Below are 26,670 nucleotides of genomic sequence, written 5' to 3'. Positions count from 1 at the left end.
GTCACGGGTGCGCGCGGCAGGCGCGGACCGCGGGATGAGCACCGCGGAGTACGCGGTGGGGACGCTCGCGGCGTGTGCGTTCGCGGCGGTGCTCTACAAGCTGGTGACGAGCGGGCCGGTGGTCGCGGCCCTGCGGTCGGTGCTCCAGAGGGCGCTCGATGTGCCGTTCTGAGGGCCGCGGGTGGGTCCGTGCCGCGCGTGCCGGTGCGGGCCCGCCCGGCGGGCCGGGAGCGCGGGACGCCGGGTTCGTGACGGCGGAGGCGGCGGTGGTGCTGCCGGTGCTGGTGGTCGTCGCGGTGGCGCTGATCTGGGGGTTGCTGGCCGCGTGCGCCCGGATCGCCTGTGTGGACGCCGCGCGGGCCGGAGCGCGCGCGGCGGCGCGGCAGGAGCCCTCGGCCCAGGTGCTCGCCGCGGCCAAGGCGGCGGCTCCCCGGGGCGCGCGGATCGCGGTGGCCCGGGAGGGCGACCTGGTGCGCGTACGGGTCGAGGCCGGGCTCCCGGGAGTGGGCCGGCTACCGGTGCGGGTCGGCGGAGAGGCGGTGGCCCTTGCGGAGGAAACGGTGCGGTGACGAGGGTTCCGCCACGGTGTGGACGGTCTGCACGGCGGCGGCGCTGTGCGCGGTCTTCGCCGCGTTGATGGCCGTCGGCCAGGCGGTCACCGCCCGGCACCGGGCGGGCGGTGCGGCCGACTTGGCGGCGCTGGCGGCCGCCGATCAGGCGCTCCGGGGCCCGGCGGCGGCCTGCGCGACGGCGCGCCGGGTGGCCGGCGGTCAGCACGCCCGGCTGGTGCGGTGCGCGCTGGTCGGGCCGATCGCCGATGTCACGGCGGAGGCGGGCGGAGGCCCGTTCACCGCGCGGGTGCGAGCCCGCGCGGGCCCGACGACGGGCTCGCCGGCCCCGGGGACGGAGGGGGCGGTGGCGGCCACGGGGCCCGCGCCGGTGGGCCGGAGCTGGCCGTTGCCGCCGGCACGGGGGGCGCTCGGAGGGCCCGCCCGCGTGCCGGCGCGGGGCCGCTCGGTCGCCGCGCGGCTGTGGGCGCCGTCGGCAGGTCCTGAGCGCGGGGGAGTGCGGGGGCGCCTGGGCACGGGGGCCGTTCTGCGACGCGGTACGTCGCTTCGGTGCGGCACCGGCCACCGGCCCGGCCTACGGCAGTTGGGAGGCGCACTGTGCCCTACGGGGCGACGGTCCGTCCTCCGGGCAACGCCTCAGTGGTGCGGGCCGGGAGCGAGGCGCGACCGTGAAGTCCCGCTCGCCGCTTGGCCCTCGGCGTGCACCCTCGCCGTACGACGCGATGGCGCCTGCCTGCCCCACGCAGGGGCAGGGCCACAGTTATGGCCTGTCCGATGGGCCATGGCCGGGGCCGGGGCCACCGGACAGACCCTAGTGCCACGGCCAGCGTCACCATCCGGCGCGCCCAGGGCAGTTGAGCCGCTGTGCGGGCCGCGAGCGTCAGTCGGGCGGGTCGCCGGGGGCACCGCGGAGGAGCTCGGTCAGGAGGCGGAGGGCGCCGCGTTTGTGGAGGGGGTCGTTGCCGTTGCCGCACTTGGGGGACTGGATGCAGGACGGGCAGCCGGCATCGCACTCGCAGGCGGCGATGGCGCTGCGGGTGGCGGCGAGCCAGTCGGCGGCCGTGTGGAAGGCGCGCTCGGCGAAGCCCGCGCCGCCGGGGTGGCCGTCGTAGACGAAGACCGTCGGCAGCAGGGTGTCCGGGTGCAGGGGGACGGAGACGCCGCCGATGTCCCAGCGGTCGCAGGTGGCGAAGAGCGGCAGCATCCCGATGGAGGCGTGCTCGGCGGCGTGCAGCGCGCCGCCCAGCTGCTGGGGATTGACCCGGGCCGCGTCGAGCTGGTCCTCGGTGACCGTCCACCACACCGCGCGGGTGCGCAGCGTACGGGGCGGCAGGTCCAGCTTGGTCTCGCCCAGGACCTCCCCGGTGATCAGTTTGCGGCGCAGGAAGGAGACGACCTGGTTGGTGACCTCCACGGAGCCGAAGCACAGTCGGGCATCGCCCCAGGGGACCTCGGTGTCGGTCTCCAGGACGGAGATCGCGGTGGTGTCGCGGGCGGTCGTGGAGTACGGCGGGTTGGCCTCCTCCACGAGGGCGACGTCGTCTGCCAGGTCCAGGTGGCGGACGAGATAGCTGCGGCCCTGGTGAAGGTGGACCGCCCCCTCGTGGACGGTGGTGTGCGCCGCCGCGGCGTCGACGGTGCCCAACAGCCGCCCGGTGCCGGCCTCCACGACCTGGACGGGGGAGCCGCCCTGGCCGCGGATGTCGGTGAGGTCGGCGGCCCGCTCGCGGCGCGTCCAGTACCAGGCGGCGGTGCGCCGCCGCAGCAGGTTGGCCGCCTCCAACTGGGGCAGCAGTCCGGCGGCCTCCGGGCCGAAGAGCGGGAAGTCGGCCTCGGTGAGCGGCAGTTCGGCGGCGGCCGCGCAGAGGTGCGGGGCGAGGACGTAGGGGTTATCCGGGTCGAGCACGGTCGACTCGACGGGCCGGTCGAAGAGCGCCTCGGGGTGGTGGACGAGATAGGTGTCCAACGGGTCGTCGCGGGCCACCAGGACGGCCAGCGCCCCCTGTCCGGCGCGCCCGGCCCGGCCGGCCTGTTGCCACAGCGAGGCCCGGGTGCCGGGGTAGCCCGCGATGATCACGGCGTCCAGGCCGGAGACGTCCACGCCCAGTTCCAGCGCGGTGGTCGCGGCCAGACCGAGGAGATCCCCGCTGTGCAGGGCGCGTTCGAGGGCCCGGCGCTCCTCGGGCAGATAGCCGCCCCGGTACGCGGCGACCCGCGCCGGCAGCGAGCGGTCGACGTCGGCGAGCCGTTCCTGGGCGATCAGGGCGATGAGTTCGGCGCCGCGCCGCGAGCGGACGAAGGCGACCGTGCGGACCCCTTGGACGGCGAGGTCAGTGAGCAGGTCGGCGGTCTCGGCGGTCGCGGTGCGGCGGACCGGGGCGCCCTGCTCGCCGTGGAGTTCGGTCAGCGGCGGTTCCCACAGGGCGAACACCAACTCGCCGCGGGGCGAGGTGTCCTGCGTGATCTCCGCCACGGGCAGGCCGGTCAGCCGGGACGCCGCCTGCGCCGGCTCCGCGGCGGTGGCGGACGCGAGCAGGAAGACCGGTTCGGAGCCGTAGCGGGCGCACACCCGGCGCAGCCGGCGGATGACCTGGGCGACGTGGGAGCCGAAGACGCCGCGGTAGGTGTGGCACTCGTCGATGACGACGTAGCGCAGCGCGCGCAGGAACGAGGACCACCGGGAGTGGGCCGGGAGGATGCCGCGGTGCAGCATGTCCGGGTTGGTCAGGACGTAGTTGGCGTACTGGCGGACCCACTCGCGCTCCTCGACCGGGGTGTCGCCGTCGTAGACGGCGGGCCGGACCGCGGTGCCGAGCGGGGCGGCCAGTTCGCGCACCGCCCGCCGCTGGTCGGCCGCCAGGGCCTTGGTGGGCGCCAGGTACAGGGCCGTGGCCCCCCGCCCGTTGGGTGCCTCCGAGCCGTCCAGCAGCGTGGAGAGGACCGGTGCCAGGTACGCCAGGGACTTGCCCGAGGCGGTGCCGGTGGCGACCACGACGGATTCGCCGCGCAGCGCGTGTTCGGACGTCCGTGCCTGGTGGGCCCAGGGGCGATCGATTCCGGCCGAACGGATGGCGTCGATCACTTCCGGCCGGATCTGTGCCGGCCAGTCGGCATGGGTGCCGATGCGCGGGGGCAAGTGCTCCGTATGAGTGATGCGCGCAGCACGGGTCGCGCCCCGGGCGAGACCGTCGAGAATCATGCCTGGGGACGTGCGCGCGTCATGCTCCGGCGGACGTGGATTGGAGGCCATCGGCACCGAGTGTGTCACCGGTGTGACGGACAATGCTCACAAGGCGTCGTGCACGCCTGCTGGTAAGTGATTGAATGCCATGGCGGCTGCCGATCCGCCCCTACCTCGGTGGGGAGGCCCCAGGGGGGCGACCGCTCGATAGCAAGGTGCTGGAGGATCCGTGGACCTGTCCCTGTCGACCCGGACCGTTGGCGACCGTACGGTCGTCGAGGTCGGTGGCGAGATTGATGTATACACCGCGCCCAAGCTGCGCGAGCAGCTGGTCGAGCTTGTGAACGACGGAAGCTACCACCTCGTGGTGGACATGGAACGTGTCGACTTCCTGGACTCCACAGGGCTCGGCGTCCTGGTCGGCGGGCTCAAGCGGGTGCGCGCCCATGAGGGCTCGCTGCGCCTGGTCTGCAACCAGGAGCGCATTCTCAAGATCTTCCGAATCACCGGTCTGACCAAGGTGTTCCCGATCCACACCTCGGTCGACGAAGCCGTCTCAGCCACTGACTGACGGTTCACCGGTCCCCCGCGCCCAGGGTGCGGGGGTGGAAGGAGTGGGGGGTACCGGGCGCGCTCGTCCGGCCCCCCGCGTTGCACGTCCGCATCATGAGGGGGATGGCATGGCCACCGTCGAACTTCGCTTCAGCGCCCTTCCCGAGCACGTCCGGACCGCGCGTCTGGTCGCGGCTGCCGTGGCGCGGCGTGCGGGGGTGGACGAGGCCGTGCTGGACGAGGTGCGGCTCGCCGTCGGTGAGGCGTGCAGCCGCGCCGTGGGGATGCACGAGAGCCATGGCATCTCGGCGCCGGTGCGGGTGGTGCTGGTCGAGGACGAGACCGAGAAGAAGTTCTCGATCGAGGTGGGCGACGAGGTCCCCGGCTCCGGTGGGACCGCCGCGGGCGGCGTGCCGGCCGAGGGCGGCGGGGAGAGCGACGCCGAGGGCGAGGACGAGATGGGCCTCGCGGTGATCAGCGGGCTGGTCGACGACGTCGAGGTGACCGCCGGCGAGAACGGCGGGTCGATCCGGATGAGTTGGCCCGCGCATCCGACGCCGGTGCTGCCGTAGCGAGCGCGGCCGTCGGGCGCGGGGCGGTTGGCGCTTCGTCGCGCGGGTGGATGCGTTCGGTGGGCGGGCGTCGGTGTGGGCGTCACCGCTCCGGGGTTGTTTGAGTTGGGCGTCGCCGGGCCGTAGGGCTCGGCGTTTTCGCGTGGGTGTTTCCGTGCGGTTTGTTTCCGGTCGACCGTCAGTGTTGTTGGGTCTCTTGGCTGTTGCCGCCGCTTGCCACCTTCTGGTGCCCGGTGTCGCCCGTTTCTGTCTGTGCTGGCGCGGGTTGGGGCGGTGAAACCTGCCCCTCCTAGGCGGAGTTGGAGGCGGTGCCGCGTGGGATGTGACGCGGCCGGCCGCCCTTGGGGCTGGACCTGCCGCGGCCCGGCCGTCCGTTCAGCCCCCTACCCCGACGCGTTCCGTTGTAGCCCCGGCCCTTCACTGTGGCCGGTGTGGTCCGTTGTGGGCGATGCGATCCGGACGTGATCTGACGAGGCGTCATCGTGTGGTGCGGGGTCGCTGGATGGGGTGGGTGAGGGGTTCGGAGGGGCGTTGGGCGACTCAATTCCCTCCCGTTTCACGGCGGTCACAGGGGGATCGGGGTGCGGTGAAAGGTCTTTGAGCAGCGGGGATCGTGGGAAATGCTGATCGTCGGGCAGGGGTCAGCAAATTCATCGGTTTACTTCGTCCGGGCGAATTCGGCGAACCCTCGGCCTTTTGATCTTCGCTGAGAACAGGCGAATTCCCTTTGAGGCGCCCTGTTTTGATCAACCGCGGCTCCCTACAATCCGTCCACATCTTGCTCAGGACGCCTGAGCGTGCTTCCGCGCGCCCATGTGCCATAACGTCAAGGAGGACGAATGGCGGGGCCTTTCACCCCTCAGTTGATGGACACCCCCACCGTGCTGGCCGGACCGTCACTCACCGCGGGCAACCGCGGGATCGTGCTGGTGATCGCCGCCGTCGCGCTGGCCGCCCTGGCGGTCGCGGCGGTGCTGGTCCGCCAAGTGCTCGCCGCCGGTGAGGGTACCGACAGTATGAAGAAGATCGCGGCGGCGGTGCAGGAGGGCGCAAATGCCTACCTGGCACGGCAGTTGCGGACCCTCGGCGTATTCGCCGTGGTCGTGTTCTTCCTGCTCATGTTGCTGCCCGCGGACAATTGGTCGCAGCGTGCCGGGCGCAGCGCCTTCTTCTTGATCGGCGCGGCTTTCTCGGCGGCCACCGGCTATATCGGCATGTGGCTTGCAGTGCGTAGCAATGTGCGTGTGGCGGCAGCGGCCCGTGAGGCGACTCCGGGAGATGACGCGGCGCAGCAAACGGATCTTACGGCGGTCGCGCACAAGGCGATGAAGATCGCTTTCCGTACCGGTGGCGTGGTCGGCATGTTCACCGTGGGACTCGGCCTGCTCGGCGCGTCCTGCGTGGTGCTGGTGTACGCGGTGGACGCGCCCAAGGTGCTGGAGGGCTTCGGCCTCGGTGCCGCGCTGATCGCGATGTTCATGCGGGTCGGCGGCGGCATCTTCACCAAGGCCGCGGACGTCGGCGCCGACCTCGTCGGCAAGGTCGAGCAGGGCATCCCGGAGGACGACCCGCGCAACGCCGCGACCATCGCGGACAACGTCGGCGACAACGTGGGCGACTGCGCCGGTATGGCGGCCGACCTCTTCGAGTCGTACGCGGTGACGCTGGTTGCCGCGCTCATCCTGGGCACCGCGGCCTTCGGCGACGCCGGGCTGGCCTTCCCGCTGCTGGTGCCCGCGATCGGCGTGCTCACCGCGATGGTCGGCATCTTCGTCGTGGCGCCCCGGCGCCGGGACCGCAGCGGGATGACCGCGATCAACCGCGGCTTCTTCATCTCCGCTGCCATCTCGGTGGTGTTGGTGGCCGTCGCGGTCTTCACCTACCTGCCGTCGCGCTACCAGGACCTCAGCGGCGTCAACGACCCGGAGATCCTGGGCCGTAGCGGCGACCCGCGGATGCTGGCGCTGGTCGCGGTGGCCATCGGCATCGTGTTGGCCGGACTGATCCAGCAGTTGACCGGCTACTTCACCGAGACCAACCGGCGGCCCGTACGGGACATCGGCAAGACCTCGCTGACCGGGCCGGCCACCGTCGTGCTCTCCGGCATCTCGATCGGCCTCGAATCGGCGGTCTACTCCGCGGTGTTGATCGGGCTGGCGGTCTACGGGGCGTTCCTGTTGGGCGGCGCCTCGATCACGCTGGCGCTGTTCGCGGTGGCGCTGGCCGGCACCGGCCTGCTGACCACCGTCGGGGTCATCGTCGCGATGGACACCTTCGGCCCGGTCTCCGACAACGCGCAGGGCATCGCCGAGATGTCCGGCGACGTGACCGGGGACGGCGCGCAGGTGCTGACCGACCTGGACGCGGTGGGCAACACCACCAAGGCCATCACCAAGGGCATCGCGATCGCCACCGCGGTGCTCGCGGCCTCCGCGCTGTTCGGCTCGTACCGGGACGCGATCGCCAACGCCGTACGGGAGATCGGCCAGGCGGCCGGCGGGATGAGCCTGAGCCTGGACATCTCGCAGCCCAACAACCTGGTGGGGCTGATCCTGGGCGCGTCGGTGGTCTTCCTGTTCTCCGGGCTGGCGATCAACGCGGTGTCGCGGTCGGCCGGGGCGGTGGTCTTCGAGGTGCGCCGGCAGTTCCGGGAGAAGCCCGGGATCATGGACTACACCGAGAAGCCCGAGTACGGGCGGGTGGTCGACATCTGCACCAAGGACGCGCTGCGCGAACTGGCCACGCCAGGGCTGCTGGCGGTGCTCACGCCCATCGTGGTGGGCTTCGCGCTCGGCGTCGGTGCGCTCGGCTCGTTCCTGGCCGGGGCGATCGGCTCCGGCACGCTGATGGCGGTCTTCCTCGCCAACTCCGGTGGCGCGTGGGACAACGCCAAGAAGCTGGTCGAGGACGGCCATCACGGCGGCAAGGGCAGCGAGGCGCACGCCGCGACGGTCATCGGCGACACCGTCGGCGACCCGTTCAAGGACACCGCGGGCCCGGCGATCAACCCGCTGCTGAAGGTGATGAACCTGGTCGCGCTGCTGATCGCGCCGGCCGTGGTGAAGTTCTCGTACGGCCACGACAAGAGCCTCGGCATCCGGGTCGCGGCCGCCGGGTTGGCGCTCGTGGTCATCGTCGGCGCGGTGTACCTCTCCAAGCGGCGCGGGATCGCCGTGGGTGATGAAGGCAACACCGCGGAGGACTCCGAGAACGTCGCCAAGTCGGCCGAGACCGCCGTGGCTTCCTGAAGGCCAGGGCCGCGGGTGCGGCCCGCCGACCGCTCAACGGGCGGGTGTACGGCGCTTTTTGTGCGCGCCGGACACCCGCCCGCGGCGTGTCCGGAACCGCCCGTGGTCCTTGGTGCAAATGGCTGCAATGCGGCCCGGGCCCGAAGCCCGACCAGGGAACGAGGCCGGTCGGACGTGTATGTTCCGGGGCCGAGAGCCATGGAAGGGACCAATCCGGTGAACAAGAAGCTCGTGGCTGCCCTGTCCGGCGGTGCCGCACTCCTGCTCGCGCTGACCGGTTGCAGCAGCGACAACTCGAAGAAGCTCGACGACTGGGCGAAGACGTTCTGCGACCCCGCGCAGGCTCCGTTCAAGCAGATCCAGGACGCCAACGCGGCCATGCAGACGGCCGACAGCGGCAACACGGACTCCAAGAAGGTCCAGCAGACCGACTCGGCGGCCTTCCAGAAGATCTCGGCGGCCTACGCCCAACTGGCCAAGTCCCTGGACAAGGCGGGGGCGCCGCCGAGCGAGGGCGGCGCGGACGCGCAGAAGAACGCAGTCAAGGAGCTCAACTCGCTGTCCGCGGGCTACGCCGACCTCAAGAAGCAGGTGGACGGCCTGGACACCGGCGACAAGCTGAAGTTCGCCGACGGGCTGCGCAACCTCTCCAACGGGATCAACAAGCTCAACGCCAAGAGCGAACAGGCCTTCAAGAAGCTGGAGGCCGGCGACGTGGGCAAGGCGATGGCGCGGCAGAAGGGCTGCCAGAACCAGGGCGCCTCCGGCGGGCCGTCGGCGGCACCCTCCAAGAGCGCCTAGCGGGACGGTCCGTGGGGTTGCTGCGGACCGGTCGGAACAGCCCGCGGCGACGGCCCGGCGACGCGCCCGAGAGGGGCGGGGCGCCGGGCCGTCGCCGATTGTCAGTGGCAGGGCCGACAATGGTGGGGTGACGATGCACCTCCCCACCGCAGATGCCCAGGACCCCGAGAGCAGCGCGCGGACCAGCCGGCTGCGCGAGGCGCTGTTGGCCGCCGCCTTCACCGCCGACGGCCTGCTGGAGCTGTTGGGCGCGCCCGCGTATGCGGCGCTGGCCCGCAGCGAGACCGTGCCCGCGCTGCGCGCGACCCGGGGCGAGGGCCCCCTGGAGACGCTGGTGCGGCTGTTCCTGTTGCAGCGTCCGGTGGGGCAGGCGCGGGCGGCCGCGGTGCTGCCGCTGGCGGACTGCCTGGCCGACGGCTGGCTGGTGCGGGACGGCGACGAGGTGCGCGCCACGGTGGACGTGCGGCCGTACGGCGGCCCCGACGGACAGGACTGGTGGATCGTCTCCGACCTCGGGTGTGCGGTCGGCGGCGCGGGCGGCATCCGGGGCGGGGCGGACCGCTCCGGGCTGGTGCTCGGCGTCGGCGGGGCGTCCACGACCCTCGCCGGGATCACCGCGCGCCGCCCGGTCGCCAAGGCGCTCGACCTCGGCACGGGCTCCGGCATCCAGGCGCTGCACGCCGCCCAGCACGCCACCCGCGTCACCGCCACCGACCTCAACCCCCGCGCGCTGCGGATCGCGGCGCTGACGCTGGCGCTCTCCGGGGCCGGTCCGGCGGACCTGCGCGAGGGCTCGCTCTTCGAGCCGGTGGGCGAGGAGCGCTACGACCTGATCGTCTCCAACCCACCGTTCGTGATCTCGCCCGGCGCGCGCCTCACCTACCGGGACGGCGGGATGGGCGGCGACGACCTGTGCCGCACCCTCGTCCAGCAGGCCGCCGCGCACCTCAACGACGGCGGGTACTGCCAACTCCTCGCCAACTGGCAGCACGTGGCGGGCGAGGAGTGGCAGGACCGGCTGCGCTCCTGGGTGCCGCGCGGCTGCGACGCCTGGATCGTGCAGCGCGAGGTGCAGGACGTCACCCAGTACGCCGAGCTGTGGCTGCGCGACGCCGGGGACCACCACGCCGGCGCCAAGGAGTACGCGGCGCGCTACGACGCCTGGTTGGACGAGTTCGAGGCGCGCAAGACCAAGGCCGTCGGCTTCGGTTGGATCACGCTGCGCAAGTCCGGCGCCGAGGACCCGTCCGTCACCGTCGAGGAATGGCCGCACCCGGTTGAACAGCCCCTGGGGGACGCGGTGTTGCGCCACTTCGACCGGCAGGACTACCTGCGGGCCACCGACGACGCGGCGCTGCTGGCCGGGCACTTCCGGCTGGTCGACGAGGTGGTGCAGGAACAGGTCGGCCTGCCCGGCGCGGAGGACCCGGAGCATGTGGTGCTCCGTCAGAACCGCGGCATGCGGCGGGCCACGAAGGTGGACACCGTCGGCGCCGGCTTCGCGGGCGTCTGCGACGGCTCGCTGCCCGCCGGCCGGATCCTGGACGCCATCGCCCAGCTCGTCGGCGAGGACCCGGTGTTGCTCCGGGACCGCACGCCGGCCTCGATCCGGATGCTGGTCGAGCAGGGCTTCCTGGAGCCGGTCGAGTAACGCCAAGGCGGCGGGGCGGGGCGTGCGTTCACACGGCGTTCGTCCCGTCGCCGTACGGGCCTGCCAGGCTGGGGGCATGGACAGTGGACCGGCAGGCTTCGCGGGCGCGGCGTTCGCGCTGTTCGGGGGCGGATTGCTGCTGTGGGCGGGCGTCTGTGCCCGGACCGGGCAGCCGGTGGCGGTGGGGTACGGCCGGGTGGCCGGGGCGGTGACGGCGGTGCTGGCCGGGGCGGGATTCCTGGCCCTGGGGTGCCTGCTGTTGGGCGCGTTCTGAGGGGACAACTGCCGGCCTGGGGGCGGGCGTTCAGTTCCGGCCAGTTTTGGGGAATTCGGCGGATCTGGGGCGGAGGGGGAACCTCCGATGGCCGAGGCCCGTATTCCTGAGCGAAGGTCACCAACCAGCTCATTGGCCCATCAGTGAGGAATCCGACATGAACCGTGCACTTCGTTATGCCGCCGTCGGGATGGCCGCCGTCGCCCTGCTCGCCGGGGGTACGGCCGCCGCGGTCGCCGCGCCGACGCACGTCCACACGCCCGCCCGGGTCGTGGCCACCGCGCCCGCGAAGGCGACGCTGACCGCCAAGGCCAGCGAGACCTCGGTCAAGGCCTGGCAGGAGTTCCGGATCACCGGCGTCGCCAAGGGCATCAAGGCGGGCAGCAAGGTGACGGTCCAGCAGAAGCAGGCCGCGAAGTGGGTGTCGCTGCCGGCCCAGGCGCCGGTCAACCACGACGGCAGCTACGCGATACGCGTCAAGCTGGGCATCAAGGGCGTCAACCAGCTCCGGATCGCCTCCGGCAGCACCCTCTCGCCGGTGGTGAAGGTCACCGTCCGCTGACGCCGGGACGGTCGCCCGTCAGCCGGTGAGGTTGCGGGCGACCAGCCACGCCGCGGCGATGCCGAGGAGCACGGCATTGCCGCGGGGCGTCGGCTTCATCGGGCGGCGCCGCCCGCGCAGCCCGTCGGCCAACCAGCGCGTCAGGGCGTAGCCGAGCGCGGGGACGCCGAGGACGAGCAGCACGGCGTTGTCGTGGAAGGCGCTCACCACGTCGCCGTGCATCAGGTCGTAGGCCAGCCGCGTCCCGCCGCAGAACGGGCAGAGCAGCCCGGTCAGCAGGCGGAAGGGGCAGGGGAGCAGGAACTGTCCCGGTTGGTGCGGGTTGGTGTGCCAGAGGTAGCCGGCGGCCAGCGCGCCGGTGCCGAGCGCCACGGCGGTGGTGCGCAGGGTGCGCCGGCGGACGGCCGCGGCGTCGGGGCCGTCGGTACCGCCCGTCGGGGCCCCGGGGCCGGTGCGGTCGGTGGGCCCGTGCGGGGTCACACGCTCAGCGACCTGGCGTAGTTGACCTGGTTCAGCACGAACATGACCTGCTCGGGAGAGTGCACCGGGATCATCGTGGCGTGGTGCCGCCCGCCGCTGTTCACCGTGACCTGGACGAAGCCGGTCGTCACGCGCTCCTTCATCAGCAGGAAGAGCAGCCCGAGGAAGCAGAGAACGAAGAAGACGACGGCGAGGACGATGGCGTGCGTGGGCATCTTCTCCTCCGTGCGCGACATGTCGGTGGCCGTCCAGACCGCGCCCCTGAGGGGCATCGGGCCGACCGGCGTCATGATCGTGTCGCCGCTGACGGCGATGTCGCCCAGCGCGAGCACCGTGGGGCCGGGCTGCGGCGGCTGGCCGGGGAAGCCGCCGGGCGGCGGCGGGGTGCCGAAGCCGGGGGCGGGCGGCGGGGCGGCCTGCGGGTAGCCGTAGCCGGGCTCTCCGGGGCGGCCGCCCTGCGGATAGCCGTAGCCGCCCTCTGGGGCGTAAGGGCTCTGACCGGGCTGGCCGGGCTGGCCGGGCGGCTGTTCCGGGGGCGGGCCGGGGTACTGGTTCGCCATAGTGGGTTCCCCCCGAGAGTGCGTGACGACGACGGCTGACGGGCTCACGCGGTGAGCCGTGCCGCGTCCATCCTGCCAGCCCGGTCACCTGCCGTATCAGGGTGATGACGGCAACGGCGCCGCCTTGTGACCGTTTCCGTACCCGGGGTGTGACCGGGAAGGCGACGGGTCCGAGAGCGGACGGTCACGCTGTGAGAGCGGCGGCGGGCCGGGGAGGCGGTCGGCGGGGGCCGGCGCGGGGCCGTCGGAGAGCGGCCGGAGCGGTCGGGGCGGCACGAAGGCATGTAGTCGGGTTACCGTTCGAGTGGCGTTGCGGGGTTTTTCCGTTTGACACGGGGGCGGGAGGTACCGTCACACTCCGCAGCGTCAAGCGTCACCGCAGTGATCTCGGGCGTCCGGCCCGGGAGCATTCCCAGCGTCGACCGGAGAGAAGAGCCAAAGTTGTCCCCGACCAGCGAGACCGCAGACGGCGGCGGCCGTCGACTCGTCATCGTCGAGTCGCCTGCCAAGGCGAAGACGATCAAGGGCTACCTCGGCCCCGGCTACGTGGTCGAGGCCAGCGTCGGGCACATCCGCGACCTCCCCAACGGCGCGGCCGAGGTCCCGGCGAAGTACAAGGGCGAGTCCTGGGCCCGCCTGGGCGTGAACGTCGACGCCGACTTCCAGCCCATCTACGTCGTCAACAGCGACAAGAAGGACCAGGTCAAGAAGCTCAAGTCGCTGCTGGCCGAGTCCGACGAACTCTTCCTCGCCACCGATGAGGACCGCGAGGGCGAGGCCATCGCGTGGCACCTCCAGGAGATCCTCAAGCCGAAGGTCCCGGTCCACCGGATGGTCTTCCACGAGATCACCAAGGACGCCATCCGCGAGGCCGTCGCCAACCCCCGCGACCTCAACAAGAAGCTGGTCGACGCGCAGGAGACCCGCCGGATCCTCGACCGCCTCTACGGCTACGAGGTCTCCCCGGTGCTGTGGAAGAAGGTCATGCCCCGGCTGTCCGCGGGCCGCGTGCAGTCGGTGGCGACCCGGCTCGTGGTCGAGCGGGAGCGCGAGCGCATCGCCTTCCGCTCCGCCGAGTACTGGGACCTGACCGGCACCTTCGCCACCGGGCGGGCCGGTGACACCAGCGACCCGTCGACGCTGACCGCGCGGCTGAACACCGTCGACGGCCGCCGCGTCGCGCAGGGCCGCGACTTCGGCCCCAACGGGCAGCTCAAGAACAACGACGTGCTGCACCTGGACGAGACCAACGCCCGGGCGCTGGCCGCGGCCCTGGCGGACACCGAGTTCTCGGTGCGGTCGGTCGAGTCCAAGCCGTACCGCCGCTCGCCGTACGCGCCGTTCCGGACGACCACGCTCCAGCAGGAGGCCAGCCGGAAGCTGGGCTTCGGTGCCAAGTCGACGATGCAGATCGCGCAGAAGCTGTACGAGAACGGCTTCATCACCTACATGCGTACGGACTCCACCACGCTCTCGGACACCGCGGTCGCCGCGGCCCGGGCGCAGGTGACGCAGCTCTACGGCGCCGGGTACCTGCCCGACAAGCCGCGCACGTACGCCGGCAAGGTCAAGAACGCGCAGGAGGCGCACGAGGCGATCCGGCCCTCCGGCGACCGCTTCCGCACGCCGGCGGAGACCGGGCTGACCGGCGACCAGTTCCGGCTCTACGAGCTGATCTGGAAGCGGACCGTCGCCTCCCAGATGAAGGACGCGACCGGCAACTCCGTCACCGTCAAGATCGGCGGCCGGGCCGCGGACGGGCGGGACGCCGAGTTCAACGCGTCCGGCAAGACCATCACCTTCCACGGCTTCCTCAAGGCGTACGTGGAGGGGGCCGACGACCCCAACGCCGAGCTGGACGACCGCGAGCGGCGGCTGCCGCAGGTGGCCGAGGGTGACGCGCTGGCCGCGCAGGAGATCACCGCCGACGGCCACGCCACCAAGCCGCCCGCCCGCTACACCGAGGCCACGCTGGTCAAGGAGCTGGAGGAGCGGGAGATCGGCCGTCCGTCGACGTACGCGTCGATCATCGGCACGATCCTGGACCGCGGCTACGTCTTCAAGAAGGGCACCGCGCTCGTCCCGTCGTTCCTCTCCTTCGCGGTGGTCAACCTCCTGGAGAAGCACTTCGGCCGGCTCGTCGACTACGACTTCACCGCCAAGATGGAGGACGACCTCGACCGCATCGCCCGCGGCGAGGCACAGGCCGTGCCGTGGCTGCGGCGCTTCTACTTCGGCGAGGGCGCAGGCTCCGGCGAGGCCGGTGCGGCGGACGCCGGCAACGGCGACGGCGACCACCTCGGCGGCCTGAAGGAGCTGGTCACGGACCTGGGCGCGATCGACGCCCGGGAGATCTCGTCGTTCCCGGTGGGCAACGGCATCAAGCTCCGGGTCGGCCGCTACGGCCCGTACGTCGAGCGCGGTGAGAAGGACGAGGAGGGCCACCAGCGGGCCGACGTCCCCGACGACCTGGCGCCCGACGAGCTGACGGTGGAGTACGCCGAGGAGCTGCTGGCCAAGCCGAGCGGCGACTACGAGCTGGGCATGGACCCGGTCTCCGGCCACCAGATCGTGGCGAAGGACGGCCGCTACGGCCCGTACGTCACCGAGGTGCTGCCCGAGGGCACGCCGAAGACCGGCAAGAACGCGGTCAAGCCGCGCACCGCCTCGCTGTTCAAGTCGATGTCCCTGGACACCGTGACGCTGGCGGACGCGCTCAAGCTGATGTCGCTGCCGCGGGTCGTCGGCGCCGACGCCGAGGGCGTGGAGATCACCGCGCAGAACGGCCGCTACGGGCCGTACCTCAAGAAGGGCACCGACTCGCGTTCCCTGGAGCGCGAGGAGCAGCTCTTCACGATCACGCTCGACGAGGCGCTGGCGATCTACGCGCAGCCCAAGCAGCGCGGCCGGGCCGCGGCCAAGCCGCCGCTGAAGGAGCTGGGCACCGACCCGGTCAGCGGCAAGCCGGTGGTGGTCAAGGACGGCCGGTTCGGCGCGTACGTCACCGACGGCGAGACCAATGCGACGCTGCGGCGGGACGACGACGTCGAGACGATCACCGCCGAGCGCGGCTACGAGCTGCTGGCGGAGAAGCGCGCCAAGGGGCCGGCGAAGAAGAAGACCGCCAAGAAGGCGCCGGCGAAGAAGACGGCGGCCAAGAAGACGACGGCGAAGAAGACCGCCGCCAAGAAGACCGCGACGAAGAAGACGGCGGCCAAGAAGACCACCGCCAAGAAGACCGCGGCCAAGACGGCGGCGAAGAAGACGGCCGCGTCGGCCGAGGACTGAGCAAGCGGCACCGGCCGGCGCGATCCGGCGCGGGCCAGGGGCGGGCCGGCGGACATCCTCCGCCGGCCCGCCTTCGCACGCCCCGGCGCATCCGTCCGTTTGTTCGGGCGGGCGCCCGGGGGAGTGCCGCATCCCGATAGGCTGGCGAGATGACGCGTGCCGAGCAGCCAACGGTCGTGACCCCCACTTCAGACGCCCTCGCAGCCGACTCCCGCGAGCGCGCGGTACGAGCCCTGCTCCGCTTCCCCCCACTGAAGCGGTTGTGGAGCGCCCAGCTCGTCGGGGGTATCGGCGATGCCCTGTCCTTGCTTGTCCTGGTACTCCTCGCCCTCCAGGCGGCGCTCTACGTGCCGTCGGGCGGTCAGGCCGTGTTCGGCGGCGGCTATCGCGGCGCCGCCTTCGCGGTCACCGCCGTCTTCGGCGTGCGGATGCTGGCGACGCTGCTCTTCGGAGCCGTCCTCCTGGGGCCGCTGTCCGCGCTCACCGCACCGGACGGGCCGCTGGATCGCCGCTGGACGATGATGGCCGTGGACGGGCTGCGGATCGCGCTGCTGGTCATCGCCCCCCTGTGGATCGACTGGACGCCCACCAGCGCGCTGGCCTGGCTGCTGGTGACGGTCTTCGTCACCGGCGTCGCCGAGCGCTTCTGGACCGTCGCCCGGGAGAGCGCCGCGCCCGCCCTGTTGCCCGCGCCGCCCCCGGAGGGCGCCGCGATCCGGCCGCTGCCGGACAACATGGACGCGCTGCGCCGGCTGTCGCTGCGCACCGCCTTCGTCGCCGTGCCGCTCGCGGCCGCCGCGCTGCTGGTCTGCGCGCTGATCGGGAGGCTGCTGGGGACCGGCGTCGCGTGGTTCGACGTCCACCAGGCGGCGCTCGGTTCGTACCTCGCGGCCGGGTTGTTCGCCGCCTCCGTCTCGATCCTCTACTTCATCGAGCTGCCCGGTGGGCAGACGCCGCGGCCGCGCTCTCCCCTGGAGGGCCTGCGCCGCCCGAAGACCACCTCGGCCACGGCCAAGGCGGGCAGCGCCCCCGACAGGGGCCGCACCGGCGCCCTTCCGCTGCTGGTGCTGGCCTGTGCCGCGGTGGCCGCCGCGATCGCCGCGGCCGCCTCGCTCGCCGTTTTGCACGCCGTCGACCTGGGCGGCGGGCCGGCCAGTTACGCGCTGCTGGTGGTCGCGCTGACCGGCGGCACGGCCCTGGGCATCCGCGGCGCCCGCAGGGTGCTGCCCGGCTTCTCCCGGCGCCGGCTGCTCGCCCTGGCGGTCGCCGTCACCGGGCTGCTCCTCCTGGCCATGGGGCTGGTCCCGGACACCACGACGGTGCTGCTGCTCGCCCTGTTGGCCGGGCTCAGCGCCGGCGTCGCCGCCAATACGGGCCACGCCCTGCTGGACCAGGAGACCGAGGCGTCCCGCACCGCCCGGACCACCGAGCACCTCCAGGCCGTCGTCCGGCTCGCGATAGCGCTGGCCGCGATCGTCGCGCCGCTGCTGGCCGCCGTGATCGGCCCGCACCACCTCGGTAGCGGCGCCTTCGTCCTCGCGCACGGCGGCGCCGCGTACACCCTGATGCTGGTCGGCGCGCTGCTGCTGCCGGTCGCCGCCTGGGTGCTGGGTAAGACCGACGACCGGCAGGGCGTCCCGTTCCGGCACGACCTGACGGAGGCGGTGCGCGGCGGCGACCCGGCGCAGACCACCGCGGCCACCGGGTTCTTCATCGCCCTGGAGGGCGGCGACGGGGCCGGGAAGTCCACCCAGGTCGAGGCGCTGGCGGAGTGGATCCGCGGCAAGGGCCACGAGGTCGTGGTGACCCGGGAGCCGGGCGCCACCGCGATCGGCAAGCGGCTGCGCTCGATCATCCTGGACGTGTCCACGTCCGGGCTGTCCGACCGTGCCGAGGCGCTGATGTTCGCCGCCGACCGCGCCGAGCACATCGACAGCGTCGTCCGTCCCGCGCTGGAGCGCGGCGCGGTGGTGATCACCGATCGCTACATCGACTCCTCCGTGGCCTACCAGGGCGCGGGCCGCAACCTCGCGCCCACGGAGATCGCCCGGATCAACCGCTGGGCGACGGGCGGGCTGGTCCCGCACCTGACCGTGCTGCTGGACATCGCCCCGGAGGCCGCGCGCGAGCGGTTCACCGAGGCGCCGGACCGCATGGAGTCCGAGCCCGCCGAGTTCCACCAGCGGGTCCGGGCCGGCTTCCTGACCCTGGCCGCCGCCGACCCCGCGCGCTATCTGGTCGTCGACGCGGGCCAGGAGCCGGAGGCCATCACCACCGCCGTCCGACACCGGCTGGACCAGGTGCTCCCCCTGTCCGAGGCCGAGATCAAGGCCCGCGACGAGGCCCGTAAGGCGGCCGAGGAGGAGGCCCGCCGCAAGGCCGAGGAAGAGGCCGCGCGCAAGGCCGAGGAGGAGCGCCGGGAGCGCGAGCGCCAGGAGCAGCTCGCCAAGCTGCGCGCCGAGGAAGAGGAGCGCAAGCGCCGGGAGGCGGAGGAGGCCAAGGCCCGGGAGGCCGCCCGGCAGGCCGAGGAGGCCCGCAAGCGCGCCGAGGAGGCCCGTCGGGCCGCGGAGGAGGAGCGCAAGCGGCGGGAGGCCGAGGAGCAGGCCCGCAAGGCGGAGCAGGAGCGGCTCCGCAAGCAGCACGAGGAGCAGGCGCGGCTGCGCCAGGAGGCCGAGGAGCGGCGCCTGGAGAAGCAGCGCAAGGCCGAGGAGGCGCTGCTCCGCGCCGAGCAGGCCCGGATCGCGGCGGCCCAGGAGGCGGCCGCGGCCGAGGCGAAGGCGCGGGCGGAGGCGGCCGCATCGGCCGAGGCGCCGACCGCGGAGACGGACGTGACGCAGCTCAGGAAGCGGATGGCGACGGAGTCCGGTCCCGGCAAGGGGACCAACTCCGGTTCCGGTGGCGCGAGTTCGGGCTCGGGCTCGGGCGACGGTACGCGTTCCGGTGGCGCCGCCGGTTCCGCCGGCGACTCCGACGGCGAGCGGACGGCGGCGCTGCCGCAGCCCGAGCCGCAGGAGGGGCACGGCCCGGCGGACGAGACCGCGGTCCTGCCGCCCGTACGGGACGATGCCGCCCGCGGCGGCCACCAGGGAGGCGGCGCGGACTCCGAGGAGACCGCGGTGCTGCCGCCGGTCCGTGAGGGCGACCCGGCGGATCGGGTGCCGCCGTGGATGTTCGCCCAGGAGAACGGCGCGGGCCAGGACGCCGGTGCGGCCGAGCGCGGCGCCGAGCGGACCCGGGAGCTGCCGCAGCTCGACCCGGAGACCGGCCGCCCGGCGGAGCCCCCGCGGCCCGGCCGGCCGCGCCCGGAGTGGGCGGAGGAGACCCCGCTGGACGACCTGCCGACGCTCGCCGACGAGCTCCTCGGCCCGCGCGCGGACGAGGACACCGACCAGGGCACGGGCGGGAACGGCCGCCGCCGGGGCCGGCGCGGCTGACCGGCCGGCCCCCGACCCGGCACGAACGGCCGTGGCCGCAGCGCGCGCACGCTGCCGCCACGGCCGTTCGCCGTTGCGGGAGCCGGGAGCCGGGAGCCGGGAGCCGGGAGCCGGGAGCCGGGAGCCGGGAGCCGGGTGGGTGGTGCGGCCGGCGGCGTCGGTTGTCAGTGGGGTGCACCACAATGGGTGGGGCGCGGGTCAGGAGGGCCGGGTCGGGAGGCCGGACCGCCGCCGCACGGCCCGCCGGGGCTCGCGCGACGGGCCCGGGCAGCACATGCGGGGCGCGCCCCAGGGCGCCCACCCCGCACCACACGAGGAACGGACAGGACGGCAGCAGCGATGGCGGTATGGGACGACGTGGTCGGCCAGGAGCGGGTGACGGAGCAGCTCGCCGCGGCCGCGCGCGATGCGGACGCCATCGTGGCCGCCGAGGCCGCCGGGAAGGAACCGGCGGTCGACGCGTCGGGGGCGGCGGAGCGCAGCGGCGCCTCCCAGATGACCCACGCCTGGCTGTTCACCGGTCCGCCCGGGTCCGGCCGGGCCACCGCCGCCCGCGCGTTCGCCGCCGCGTTGCAGTGCGTGAGTCCGGACCGCGGGCTCGGCGGCGCCCCCGGCTGCGGCTTCTGCGACGGCTGCCACACCACCCTGATCGGCACCCACGCCGACGTCGAGATCGTCCGCACCGACCTGCTCTCGATCGGCGTGAAGGAGACGCGTGATCTCGTCCGCCGGGCCTCGCTCTCCCCGGCCGGCGGCCGCTGGCAGGTGATCGTCCTGGAGGACGCCGACCGCCTCACCGAGGGCGCGGGCAACGTCCTGCTCAAGGCCGTCGAGGAGCCCGCGCCCCGTACGGTCTGGCTGCTGTGCGCCCCCTCTATCGAGGACGTCCTGCCCACCATCCGCTCCCGCTGCCGCCACCTGTCGCTGCGCACGCCCCCGGTCAGCGCGGTCGCCGACGTCCTCGTCCGGCGCGACGGCATCGACCCGCAGGCCGCCGACCTCGCCGCCCGCGCCACCCAGGGACACATCGACCGGGCCCGCCGGCTCGCCACCGACGAGCGGGCCCGGGCCCGCCGCGCGGCCGTCCTGAAGCTGCCCCTGCGCGTCGACGACATCGGCGGCTGCCTCAAGGCCGCCCAGGAGCTGATCGACGCCGCCGGCGAGGACGCCAAGCAGGTCGCCGAGGAGGTCGACGCCAAGGAGACCGAGGAGCTGCGGGCCGCCCTCGGCGCCGCGGCCGGCACCGGCGGCCGGCTGCCCCGCGGCACCGCGGGCGCCATGAAGGAGCTCCAGGACAAGCAGAAGCGCCGCGCCACCCGCACCCAGCGCGACAGCCTCGACCTCGCCCTGGTCGACCTCACCGCCTTCTACCGCGATGTCCTCGCCCTCCAGATGGGTGCCCCCGTCCCGCTCGCCAACGACGAGGTCCGCGACAGCGTCCAGCGGATCGCCACCGGCTCCACCCCCGAGCGCACCCTGCGCCGGATAGAGGCGGTGATCGCCTGTCGGGAGGCCCTGGAGCGCAACGTCGCCCCGCTGCTCGCGGTCGAGGCCATGACGGCCGCGCTCCGGGCGGGCTGACCACCGGGCGGCTGACCACCGGGCGGTCCGCTCTCGGCGCCGCGATCCCTCCGGCTTCCCGATCGCCGCGCACGGACCGTGCCTTACTGGATACGCTCCGTTCGTAGCCCCGGGTCGGGACGCCGGCACCGGGAGCCTCGATCGCCGAGGAGCCGCCACCAGGAGCCACGCCGGCCACCACCGGGAAGACCGCCGCCCGGGACCGACACCGAGGGACCGCCATGCCGCCCAGCCGCCCGTTCCGCTCGACCACCGCCGCCGCGGCCGCTGCCGCCGCGGCCCTCGCCCTGCTGATCTCCGGCTGCTCGTCGGGGAGTTCGTCCCCCGACGGCGCCCCGTCCCCGGGCCGCTCTACGGAGGCCGGCGCCGAGCGTCCGGCGTCCGACGTCTCCCCCCTCAAGCCGCTGCCCGCCGCCGTCCCGGCCGACCTTCGCCCGTACTACGACCAGAAGCTGAGCTGGCACGACTGCGGTGTGGCCGGCTTCCAGTGCGCGACGATGAAGGCGCCCCTGGACTACGCCAAGCCCAGCCCGGCCACCGACCTGAAGCTGGCGGTGGCCCGCAGGAAGGCCACCGGCCCCGGCCAGCGGATCGGCTCCCTCCTGGTCAACCCGGGCGGCCCCGGCGGCTCGGCGATCGACTACCTCCAGCAGTACGCGCCCCAGCCGGCCGCGGTCCGCGCGCGGTACGACATGGTCGCGATGGACCCGCGCGGGGTCGCCCGCAGCGAACCGGTCGAGTGCCTCACCGACCGTCAGATGGACCGCTTCACCCAGACCGACACCACCCCCGACACCCCCGCCGAGGTCAACCACCTCGTCACCGCCGACCGCGACTTCGCCAAGGGCTGCGAGACCCACTCCGGCAAGCTGCTGTCGCACGTCTCCACCATCGAGGCGGCCCGCGACATGGACGTGCTGCGCGCCATCCTGGGCGACAGGAAGCTGAACTACGTCGGCGCCTCCTACGGCACCTTCCTCGGCGCGACCTACGCCGGCCTCTTCCCGTCCCGCTCGGGCCACCTGGTCCTCGACGGCGCGACCGACCCGACGCTGGACTCCCGCACCGTCAACCTCCAACAGACCGCCGGCTTCAACACCGCCTTCACCGCGTTCGCCAAGGACTGCGTGAAGAAGAAGGACTGCCCGCTGGGCACCAAGAACGCCACGGACGCCGGCCGGCAGCTCTCCGCCCTCTTCAAGAAGCTGGACGCCCACCCCCTCGACACCGGCCAGGACCGCAAGCTCACCGAGTCCCTGGCCACCACGGGCGTGATCGCCGCGATGTACGACCAGGGCGCCTGGCCGCTGCTGCGCCAGGCCATCGCCCAGGCCGAGACCGGCAACGGCAGCGGCCTGCTCGCACTCTCCGACAGCTACTACGAGCGCGACGCCTCGGGCCACTACGCCAACCAGATGTTCGCCAACCCGGCCGTCAACTGCCTCGACCTGCCGCCGGCCTTCACCAGCCCCGAGCAGGTCCGCGCCGCCCTCCCCGCCTTCCGCAAGGCGTCCCCGGTCTTCGGCGACAACTTCGCCTGGTCCGCCCTGAGCTGCGCGTACTGGCCGGTCAAGGCCACCGGCACGGTCCACCGCATCCCGGCCAAGGGCGCCGACCCGATCGTCGTCGTCGGCACCACCCGCGATCCGGCCACCCCGTACTCCTGGGCCAAGGGCCTGGCCGCCCAGCTCTCCAGCGGCACCCTGCTGACCTACGTCGGCGACGGCCACACCGCCTACGGCCGCGGCAGCGACTGCATCGACACCGCCATCAACACCTTCCTCCTCGAAGGCACCCCACCGGCAAAGAACAAGCGCTGCACCTGACCCCACCCCCTCCGCCCGCCCCTCCGGAACCGAGTACAGAGCACCCCCCGCTCCTGTGTAGACTGGGCCGCGCACCACGCCGCCTTAGCTCAGTTGGCCAGAGCAACGCACTCGTAATGCGTAGGTCTCGGGTTCGAATCCCGAAGGCGGCTCCAGGAAAGTCCAGGTCAGATAGCCCCTGACCTGGTCTTTTTCTTATGCCGGGACTCGGCGGGGGCGGAACTCGATGATCTTCGCTCCCTCGTGCGTGCCCGTTGCGTGCCCATCGGTGTTTGCGACTGGCTCGGCTGCTTGCCCGGCCACGTGGGCAAGAGCGAGTTGGACGACCTCTTCGACGGGGCGTTCGCCCTGCTCGGCTGCCGCGGTGATCTGTGCGATAAGTCGGTCGATCGCCGTCTGTTCGCCCCCTCCGGCGGTGGGGGCCGCAGGTACCGGCACGGGCTTGCTGGTTGCGGCGCGCGGCACGATGGCGGCCGTTGCCTCGGCAGCTTCGCGCGCAGCCTTCGGCATGACGGACTGATAGATGTCCCGTGTGATCCGGCTCTCGCTGTGGCCGAGGGTCTCGGAGACGATCTTGATGTCGACGCCGGCGGCGAGCATGAGGGAGGCGGCGACGTGTCGCAGGTCGTGCAGCCGGATCGGCGGCAGACCGGACCGCTCGACGAGCCGCTCGAAATGGTCGGTCAGCCACCCGGGGTGAATGTACGACCCGTCAGGCATGGTGAACATGCGGCCCGAGTCGACCCACGCTTCGCCGCATGAAAGGCGCTCAGCCTCTCGCCGCTGCTCCTGGTCGTCGAGGATCGTGTCGGTGTACTCGTCGAGGTCGATCACGCGCTCGCCGCTGTCGGTCTTCGGCGCGTTCTCGACGACGTCCCAACCGTCCTGCACGAGCTGCGTCGCGACGGTGAGCGTCCTCGCAGAGCGGTTCCGGTCTGTGAGACGAAGTCCGCACGCCTCACCTCGGCGCAGGCCCCGGAAGGTGATCACGTGGTAGAGCCCGTACAGCCGCTCTTGCTCGTCGACGAGGAAGTCGAGGAACTGCCCGGCCTGTTCCGGAGTCCACACCATGACGGGGGAAGGCTTGACGCCGGTCCGCAGCCACTCGGCGACCCGTTCGTCGGTCCACACAAGGGCTTTGGGGCGCCGGTGCTTTTCGAGTTCGACGTGTGCGGCGGCGTTGAAGATGATCAATCCACGCGCGATGGCAGCGTTCAGCGCGGCGCGCAGCGTCGCCTTGATGTGGTGCTGCGTCGCAACGCCTGTGACCCGCCGGAACGGTGGCATCGCGGCAATGGTCTCTTTGATCGCCTTCCGGCGGCGCCGGTTCTCAACTCCCTTCCACGGAATGAGCTTGAGCTCGTCGACTGCGGTGCGGCGCAGAATGTTCGCGTCGCCGATCTCCTCGTTCGTCGCCGCGATGCCCTCGAACATCTCGTCGAGGTGCGCCACGGTGAGGCGGTCGAGGCGTATGTGCCCAATCCGCGGTATGAGGTGTACGCGAATATCGGTGTCGTACCGGTTCTTCCCGCTCGTACGCAGCGACTTCTTACCGGCGAGCCATAGGTCGAGCCACTCGCCGACCGTCATGTGCTGGGTGAGTGACTGCCCTGTCGCGAACTTCCGCTTTGTCTCGTCATAGTTGGGAAGTGGGTCCTTACCCGCCCCGATGGTTTCGAGCATGTCGCCGAGGCGGCGCCGGCCTTCTGTGTCCTCCTTGCCCGCGATGTTGAGCAGGGCGCGGACGGCGTCGAGGTCTGCCTGCGCATCGGTCTTGGATTCGTAGCCGGAGCGGCGGAAGGTGCGCCGGTCGCCGTCCTTGTTCGGCGGCAGTTCCTGTCGCAGGGACCAAACGCCGTGCTTGCGTTGGTTGAACTTCGGGCAGGCGGTGCCCAGCGGCTTGCCTGTCTCCTTGTTGCGGCAGTAGCAGCGTTTTGTCGTGGAGCCGTTCACTGGTTGCCTCTCGGGTTGATGGTGTTGGGGGCGTCGAGGGTGTCGAGCCCCTTCATGTCCTCGATCAAGTCGGCCCGTAGGGCGGGGATCGGGACGCCGGCGCGGCCCATGTCGTTGATGTGTCGGGCGAGTTCTTCAAGGCGGTGCAGGTACTCGGTCTGTGCAGCGGTGCTGCCTCCCTTCGATTTCTCGGCTTCGGCCCGTAGGTGGGCCCTGTGGGTCGCTTCGCGGCGTCGCTCGAACTCGGGGTAGAGGCTGGCGGGATAGGCCGCCTCAGCCCACGCTGCGGACCATTTCGGCCCACCCTCGGTGATGGGGTGGGGGTCGGGGTAGTGGCGTCCGTCCAGGGGGCCGGCGAGCGTGGGGGTCTCCTCGCCGGTCCACCACTTCCACACCGTGTAGGGGTCGCGCGGGTCGGCGGCCGGGGCGGTGGGGACGGTGCCCTCGGTGCCCAGGGGGAGCGCCAGGAGCAGTGGGGGGACGGCGAGGGCGAGCCCCAGCACCGTCAGCTCGTCGACCGTGACGTGCCGACGCCGCTTGCCTTCCTTCGTCTTGCGCCCGTTCTCGATGTCGACCAGCGCCGCGTAGCTCAACTCCGGTGCGCCTAGGGCGGCGCAGCGTTCGGCGAGCTGTTCGCGGTTGAGTCCGAGTCGGGTGCGGTGGCGGCGTACTTGGGCGCCGATGACATCACTTGGCCTGTCACTGTGCATATCGCAAAGCTAGCAAAGCATGTTGCACAAGATCAATCGGGATCGGTACGTTGTCGGCAGAAAACGATCTGTACGCGCCGCTTCCGGCGCAGACCCGACAAGGGGGACGCCATGCCGAATGACGGGCAGACGATGACGCACGAGGAACTCATGGGCCTGCCCGTGGCGGTGCCGCTGGACGTCGCCAATCGCGCGCTGGGCATCGGCAGGACGAACGGCTACGCCTTGGCCAAGCGGGGCGCGTATCCCGTCCGGGTGCTGCGTCACGGAAGGCAGTACAAGGTCACGCGGTACGACCTGCACCGGCATCTCGGCCTCGCGCCGGACGCCGGCGGACAGGCTGTCGCCGACGCGGCGTGAACGGGGCCCGGCCGCTGCACTTCACCGAGTGCGGCGGCCGGGCCTGCGATGTGGCTAACTCACGCTCGGCGGCAGGTGAGTTCGCCAGGCGTCGGGCGCGGGATGAGCAGCGGAGCGTCGTCGGGGCAGGCGTAGACGAACACGGGTGGCCCGCTCACGCGCTCAACGGTGGATACGGGGACAGCGGCGCTCGTTTCCCGTCCGCACACGCAGCACCGCCGCGGGGCTCTGTCGTCGGGCATGGCGGGGCCTCTCATGCAGCCACCGCCCGGTGCGCCCCGGTGATGTTGAGGGTGGGGAAGTCGTAGTCGACTCCGATCTCGCAGAACGCGGCGGCCCACCACCGCTCGCGCTGCTCCGGAGTGAGCGACTGGACCTCGTCGGCGCGGAAAATCTCGCGCACCGCGTCGGCGCTCGGTCCGCGCCATGGTTCGAGCCAGGGGTTCACGGTTATGGCAGCCGGCGCCGGCTCGGGAGCGGGGTGGGAGGCGAAGAAGGCTGCGGAGTGCCGACCGGGCCCGGGTCGGCGGGTCAACGGGAGTAAGGCGAGCACCCAATCGAGGGCGCGGGCGATAGCATCGCGCATGAGTCAGTCAGCTCCCTTGTAGCTGTCTCGGCTAAGCCCCGGATGGACCGCTGGTACCGGCCTTCCGGGGCGCTTTCGTGTTCGACGGTAGAACAGCCTGTATAGGTCCGTCTAGGCATGTTCAACCCTGTCTAGGCTGCAAGCGCGGGATGGCGTGTTGTCTACGCTTCGCGTCATGGCAGCGCGCGAAATCGACCCTCGGGCACCGGAACCCCCATACCGGCAGATCGCCGCCGACCTGGCCGCGGAGATCAAGCGGGGTGAGTTCGTACCTGGGCGTCCGCTTCCGTCCGAGAAGGAACTCGTGGAGCGGTACGGGGTCGCGCGCAATACGGCGCGGTCCGCGCTGGCGGTGTTGCGGGAACAGGGGCTCGTCTACACCGTGCCAGGTCGTGGCACGTACGTTGCAGACCCGAGCGAGGCCGCCGGCGAGAGCGAGTCGGCCGAATAGACGCTCTGGGACGGCTGAGGGCGGCCTCGCG

21 protein-coding genes, 1 tRNA gene and 1 pseudogene are annotated in these 26,670 nt (G+C 72.4%); 17 read left to right on the top strand and 6 right to left on the bottom strand.

What is annotated here, in order from left to right; translation table 11 throughout:
- Window positions 1-34: 34 nt before the first annotated feature.
- The 3 genes and pseudogenes from ACFVFQ_RS24785 to ACFVFQ_RS24775 form a co-directional block, all read left to right on the top strand.
- Window positions 35-172: a DUF4244 domain-containing protein gene (locus tag ACFVFQ_RS24785; RefSeq protein ID WP_383419693.1), complete on the top strand. Its 138-nt coding sequence runs from the start codon at window positions 35-37 to the stop codon at window positions 170-172.
- Window positions 159-569, top strand: a complete 411-nt coding sequence (locus ACFVFQ_RS24780) for a TadE family type IV pilus minor pilin (RefSeq protein WP_383419691.1) — start codon at window positions 159-161, stop codon at window positions 567-569. The genes ACFVFQ_RS24785 and ACFVFQ_RS24780 overlap by 14 nt, the downstream gene beginning before the upstream one ends.
- Window positions 570-585: 16 nt before the next feature.
- Window positions 586-819 (top strand): annotated as a pseudogene (locus tag ACFVFQ_RS24775) (Rv3654c family TadE-like protein); the annotation flags it as partial.
- A gap of 630 nt (window positions 820-1,449) precedes the next feature.
- On the opposite strand, the gene ACFVFQ_RS24770 reads toward ACFVFQ_RS24775, so the two are convergent.
- Window positions 1,450-3,819, bottom strand: coding sequence for a DEAD/DEAH box helicase (locus ACFVFQ_RS24770; protein ID WP_383419689.1), 2,370 nt, complete (start codon window positions 3,817-3,819; stop codon window positions 1,450-1,452).
- A 160-nt stretch (window positions 3,820-3,979) separates the two neighbouring features.
- Here ACFVFQ_RS24770 and bldG point away from each other — a divergent pair, with 160 nt between their 5' ends.
- The 7 genes from bldG to ACFVFQ_RS24735 all read left to right on the top strand — a co-directional run bounded on the left by bldG (window position 3,980) and on the right by ACFVFQ_RS24735 (window position 11,410).
- Window positions 3,980-4,321 carry an anti-sigma factor antagonist BldG gene (bldG, locus tag ACFVFQ_RS24765; RefSeq protein ID WP_046926810.1) on the top strand — a complete coding sequence of 114 codons (342 nt, stop codon included), beginning with the start codon at window positions 3,980-3,982 and terminating at the stop codon, window positions 4,319-4,321.
- Window positions 4,322-4,430: 109 nt separating this feature from the next.
- Window positions 4,431-4,874, top strand: a complete 444-nt coding sequence (locus ACFVFQ_RS24760) for an ATP-binding protein (RefSeq protein WP_383419687.1) — start codon at window positions 4,431-4,433, stop codon at window positions 4,872-4,874.
- Window positions 4,875-5,713: 839 nt separating this feature from the next.
- Window positions 5,714-8,122 carry a sodium-translocating pyrophosphatase gene (locus ACFVFQ_RS24755; RefSeq protein ID WP_383419685.1) on the top strand — a complete coding sequence of 803 codons (2,409 nt, stop codon included), beginning with the start codon at window positions 5,714-5,716 and terminating at the stop codon, window positions 8,120-8,122.
- 216 nt (window positions 8,123-8,338) lie between these two features.
- Window positions 8,339-8,923, top strand: a complete 585-nt coding sequence (locus tag ACFVFQ_RS24750; protein ID WP_383419683.1) for a small secreted protein — start codon at window positions 8,339-8,341, stop codon at window positions 8,921-8,923.
- 127 nt (window positions 8,924-9,050) lie between these two features.
- Complete coding sequence (locus tag ACFVFQ_RS24745) at window positions 9,051-10,574, top strand: methyltransferase (protein ID WP_383419681.1); 1,524 nt, start codon at window positions 9,051-9,053, stop codon at window positions 10,572-10,574.
- A gap of 76 nt (window positions 10,575-10,650) precedes the next feature.
- Window positions 10,651-10,848: a hypothetical protein gene (locus ACFVFQ_RS24740; RefSeq protein ID WP_383419679.1), complete on the top strand. Its 198-nt coding sequence runs from the start codon at window positions 10,651-10,653 to the stop codon at window positions 10,846-10,848.
- A 157-nt stretch (window positions 10,849-11,005) separates the two neighbouring features.
- Entirely contained in the window at window positions 11,006-11,410 is a 405-nt protein-coding gene (locus ACFVFQ_RS24735) for a hypothetical protein (RefSeq protein ID WP_383419677.1), read from the top strand.
- A gap of 18 nt (window positions 11,411-11,428) precedes the next feature.
- Here ACFVFQ_RS24735 and ACFVFQ_RS24730 read toward each other — a convergent pair whose 3' ends face one another.
- Together ACFVFQ_RS24730 and ACFVFQ_RS24725 are read right to left on the bottom strand one after the other, a co-directional pair.
- Window positions 11,429-11,890: a DUF2752 domain-containing protein gene (locus tag ACFVFQ_RS24730; protein WP_383419675.1), complete on the bottom strand. Its 462-nt coding sequence runs from the start codon at window positions 11,888-11,890 to the stop codon at window positions 11,429-11,431.
- On the bottom strand, window positions 11,887-12,450 hold the full coding sequence (locus ACFVFQ_RS24725) for a hypothetical protein (protein WP_383419673.1): 564 nt from the start codon (window positions 12,448-12,450) through the stop codon (window positions 11,887-11,889). The genes ACFVFQ_RS24730 and ACFVFQ_RS24725 overlap by 4 nt, the downstream gene beginning before the upstream one ends.
- Window positions 12,451-12,891: 441 nt before the next feature.
- Between ACFVFQ_RS24725 and topA the strand changes: the two genes are divergently transcribed.
- The 5 genes from topA (at window position 12,892) to ACFVFQ_RS24700 (ending at window position 22,734) form a co-directional block, all read left to right on the top strand.
- Window positions 12,892-15,738, top strand: coding sequence for a type I DNA topoisomerase (gene topA / locus ACFVFQ_RS24720; protein ID WP_383419671.1), 2,847 nt, complete (start codon window positions 12,892-12,894; stop codon window positions 15,736-15,738).
- Window positions 15,739-15,887: 149 nt separating this feature from the next.
- Entirely contained in the window at window positions 15,888-19,172 is a 3,285-nt protein-coding gene (gene tmk, locus ACFVFQ_RS24715; RefSeq protein WP_383419669.1) for a dTMP kinase, read from the top strand.
- A 339-nt stretch (window positions 19,173-19,511) separates the two neighbouring features.
- The gene (locus ACFVFQ_RS24710) at window positions 19,512-20,753 is read left to right on the top strand and encodes a DNA polymerase III subunit delta' (protein ID WP_383419667.1); all 1,242 of its coding nucleotides are present in this window, start codon (window positions 19,512-19,514) and stop codon (window positions 20,751-20,753) included.
- Between the two features lie 221 nt (window positions 20,754-20,974).
- Window positions 20,975-22,579 carry an alpha/beta hydrolase gene (locus tag ACFVFQ_RS24705; RefSeq protein WP_383419665.1) on the top strand — a complete coding sequence of 535 codons (1,605 nt, stop codon included), beginning with the start codon at window positions 20,975-20,977 and terminating at the stop codon, window positions 22,577-22,579.
- Window positions 22,580-22,657: 78 nt separating this feature from the next.
- A tRNA-Thr gene (locus ACFVFQ_RS24700) sits at window positions 22,658-22,734 on the top strand.
- A 40-nt stretch (window positions 22,735-22,774) separates the two neighbouring features.
- On the opposite strand, the gene ACFVFQ_RS24695 is transcribed toward ACFVFQ_RS24700, so the two are convergent.
- Together ACFVFQ_RS24695 and ACFVFQ_RS24690 are read right to left on the bottom strand one after the other, a co-directional pair.
- On the bottom strand, window positions 22,775-24,532 hold the full coding sequence (locus tag ACFVFQ_RS24695; protein WP_383419663.1) for a tyrosine-type recombinase/integrase: 1,758 nt from the start codon (window positions 24,530-24,532) through the stop codon (window positions 22,775-22,777).
- Window positions 24,529-25,242, bottom strand: coding sequence for a helix-turn-helix domain-containing protein (locus ACFVFQ_RS24690; protein WP_383419661.1), 714 nt, complete (start codon window positions 25,240-25,242; stop codon window positions 24,529-24,531). Before ACFVFQ_RS24690 ends, ACFVFQ_RS24695 begins: the two co-directional genes overlap by 4 nt.
- A 111-nt stretch (window positions 25,243-25,353) precedes the next feature.
- On the opposite strand from ACFVFQ_RS24690, the gene ACFVFQ_RS24685 reads away from it, so the two are divergent.
- Window positions 25,354-25,602, top strand: a complete 249-nt coding sequence (locus ACFVFQ_RS24685; protein WP_383419659.1) for an integrase — start codon at window positions 25,354-25,356, stop codon at window positions 25,600-25,602.
- 253 nt (window positions 25,603-25,855) lie between these two features.
- On the opposite strand, the gene ACFVFQ_RS24680 is transcribed toward ACFVFQ_RS24685, so the two are convergent.
- Entirely contained in the window at window positions 25,856-26,188 is a 333-nt protein-coding gene (locus ACFVFQ_RS24680; protein ID WP_383419657.1) for a hypothetical protein, read from the bottom strand.
- 175 nt (window positions 26,189-26,363) lie between these two features.
- Here ACFVFQ_RS24680 and ACFVFQ_RS24675 point away from each other — a divergent pair, with 175 nt between their 5' ends.
- Window positions 26,364-26,639, top strand: a complete 276-nt coding sequence (locus tag ACFVFQ_RS24675) for a GntR family transcriptional regulator (RefSeq protein ID WP_383419655.1) — start codon at window positions 26,364-26,366, stop codon at window positions 26,637-26,639.
- The last annotated feature ends 31 nt before the right edge of the window (window positions 26,640-26,670 follow it).

This window comes from Streptomyces sp. NPDC057743, from assembly GCF_042798755.1.
Classification (GTDB): domain Bacteria; phylum Actinomycetota; class Actinomycetes; order Streptomycetales; family Streptomycetaceae; genus Streptomyces.
Note: the sequence above shows the minus strand (reverse complement) of the source record. Positions and strands in the feature narration are given on the sequence as shown.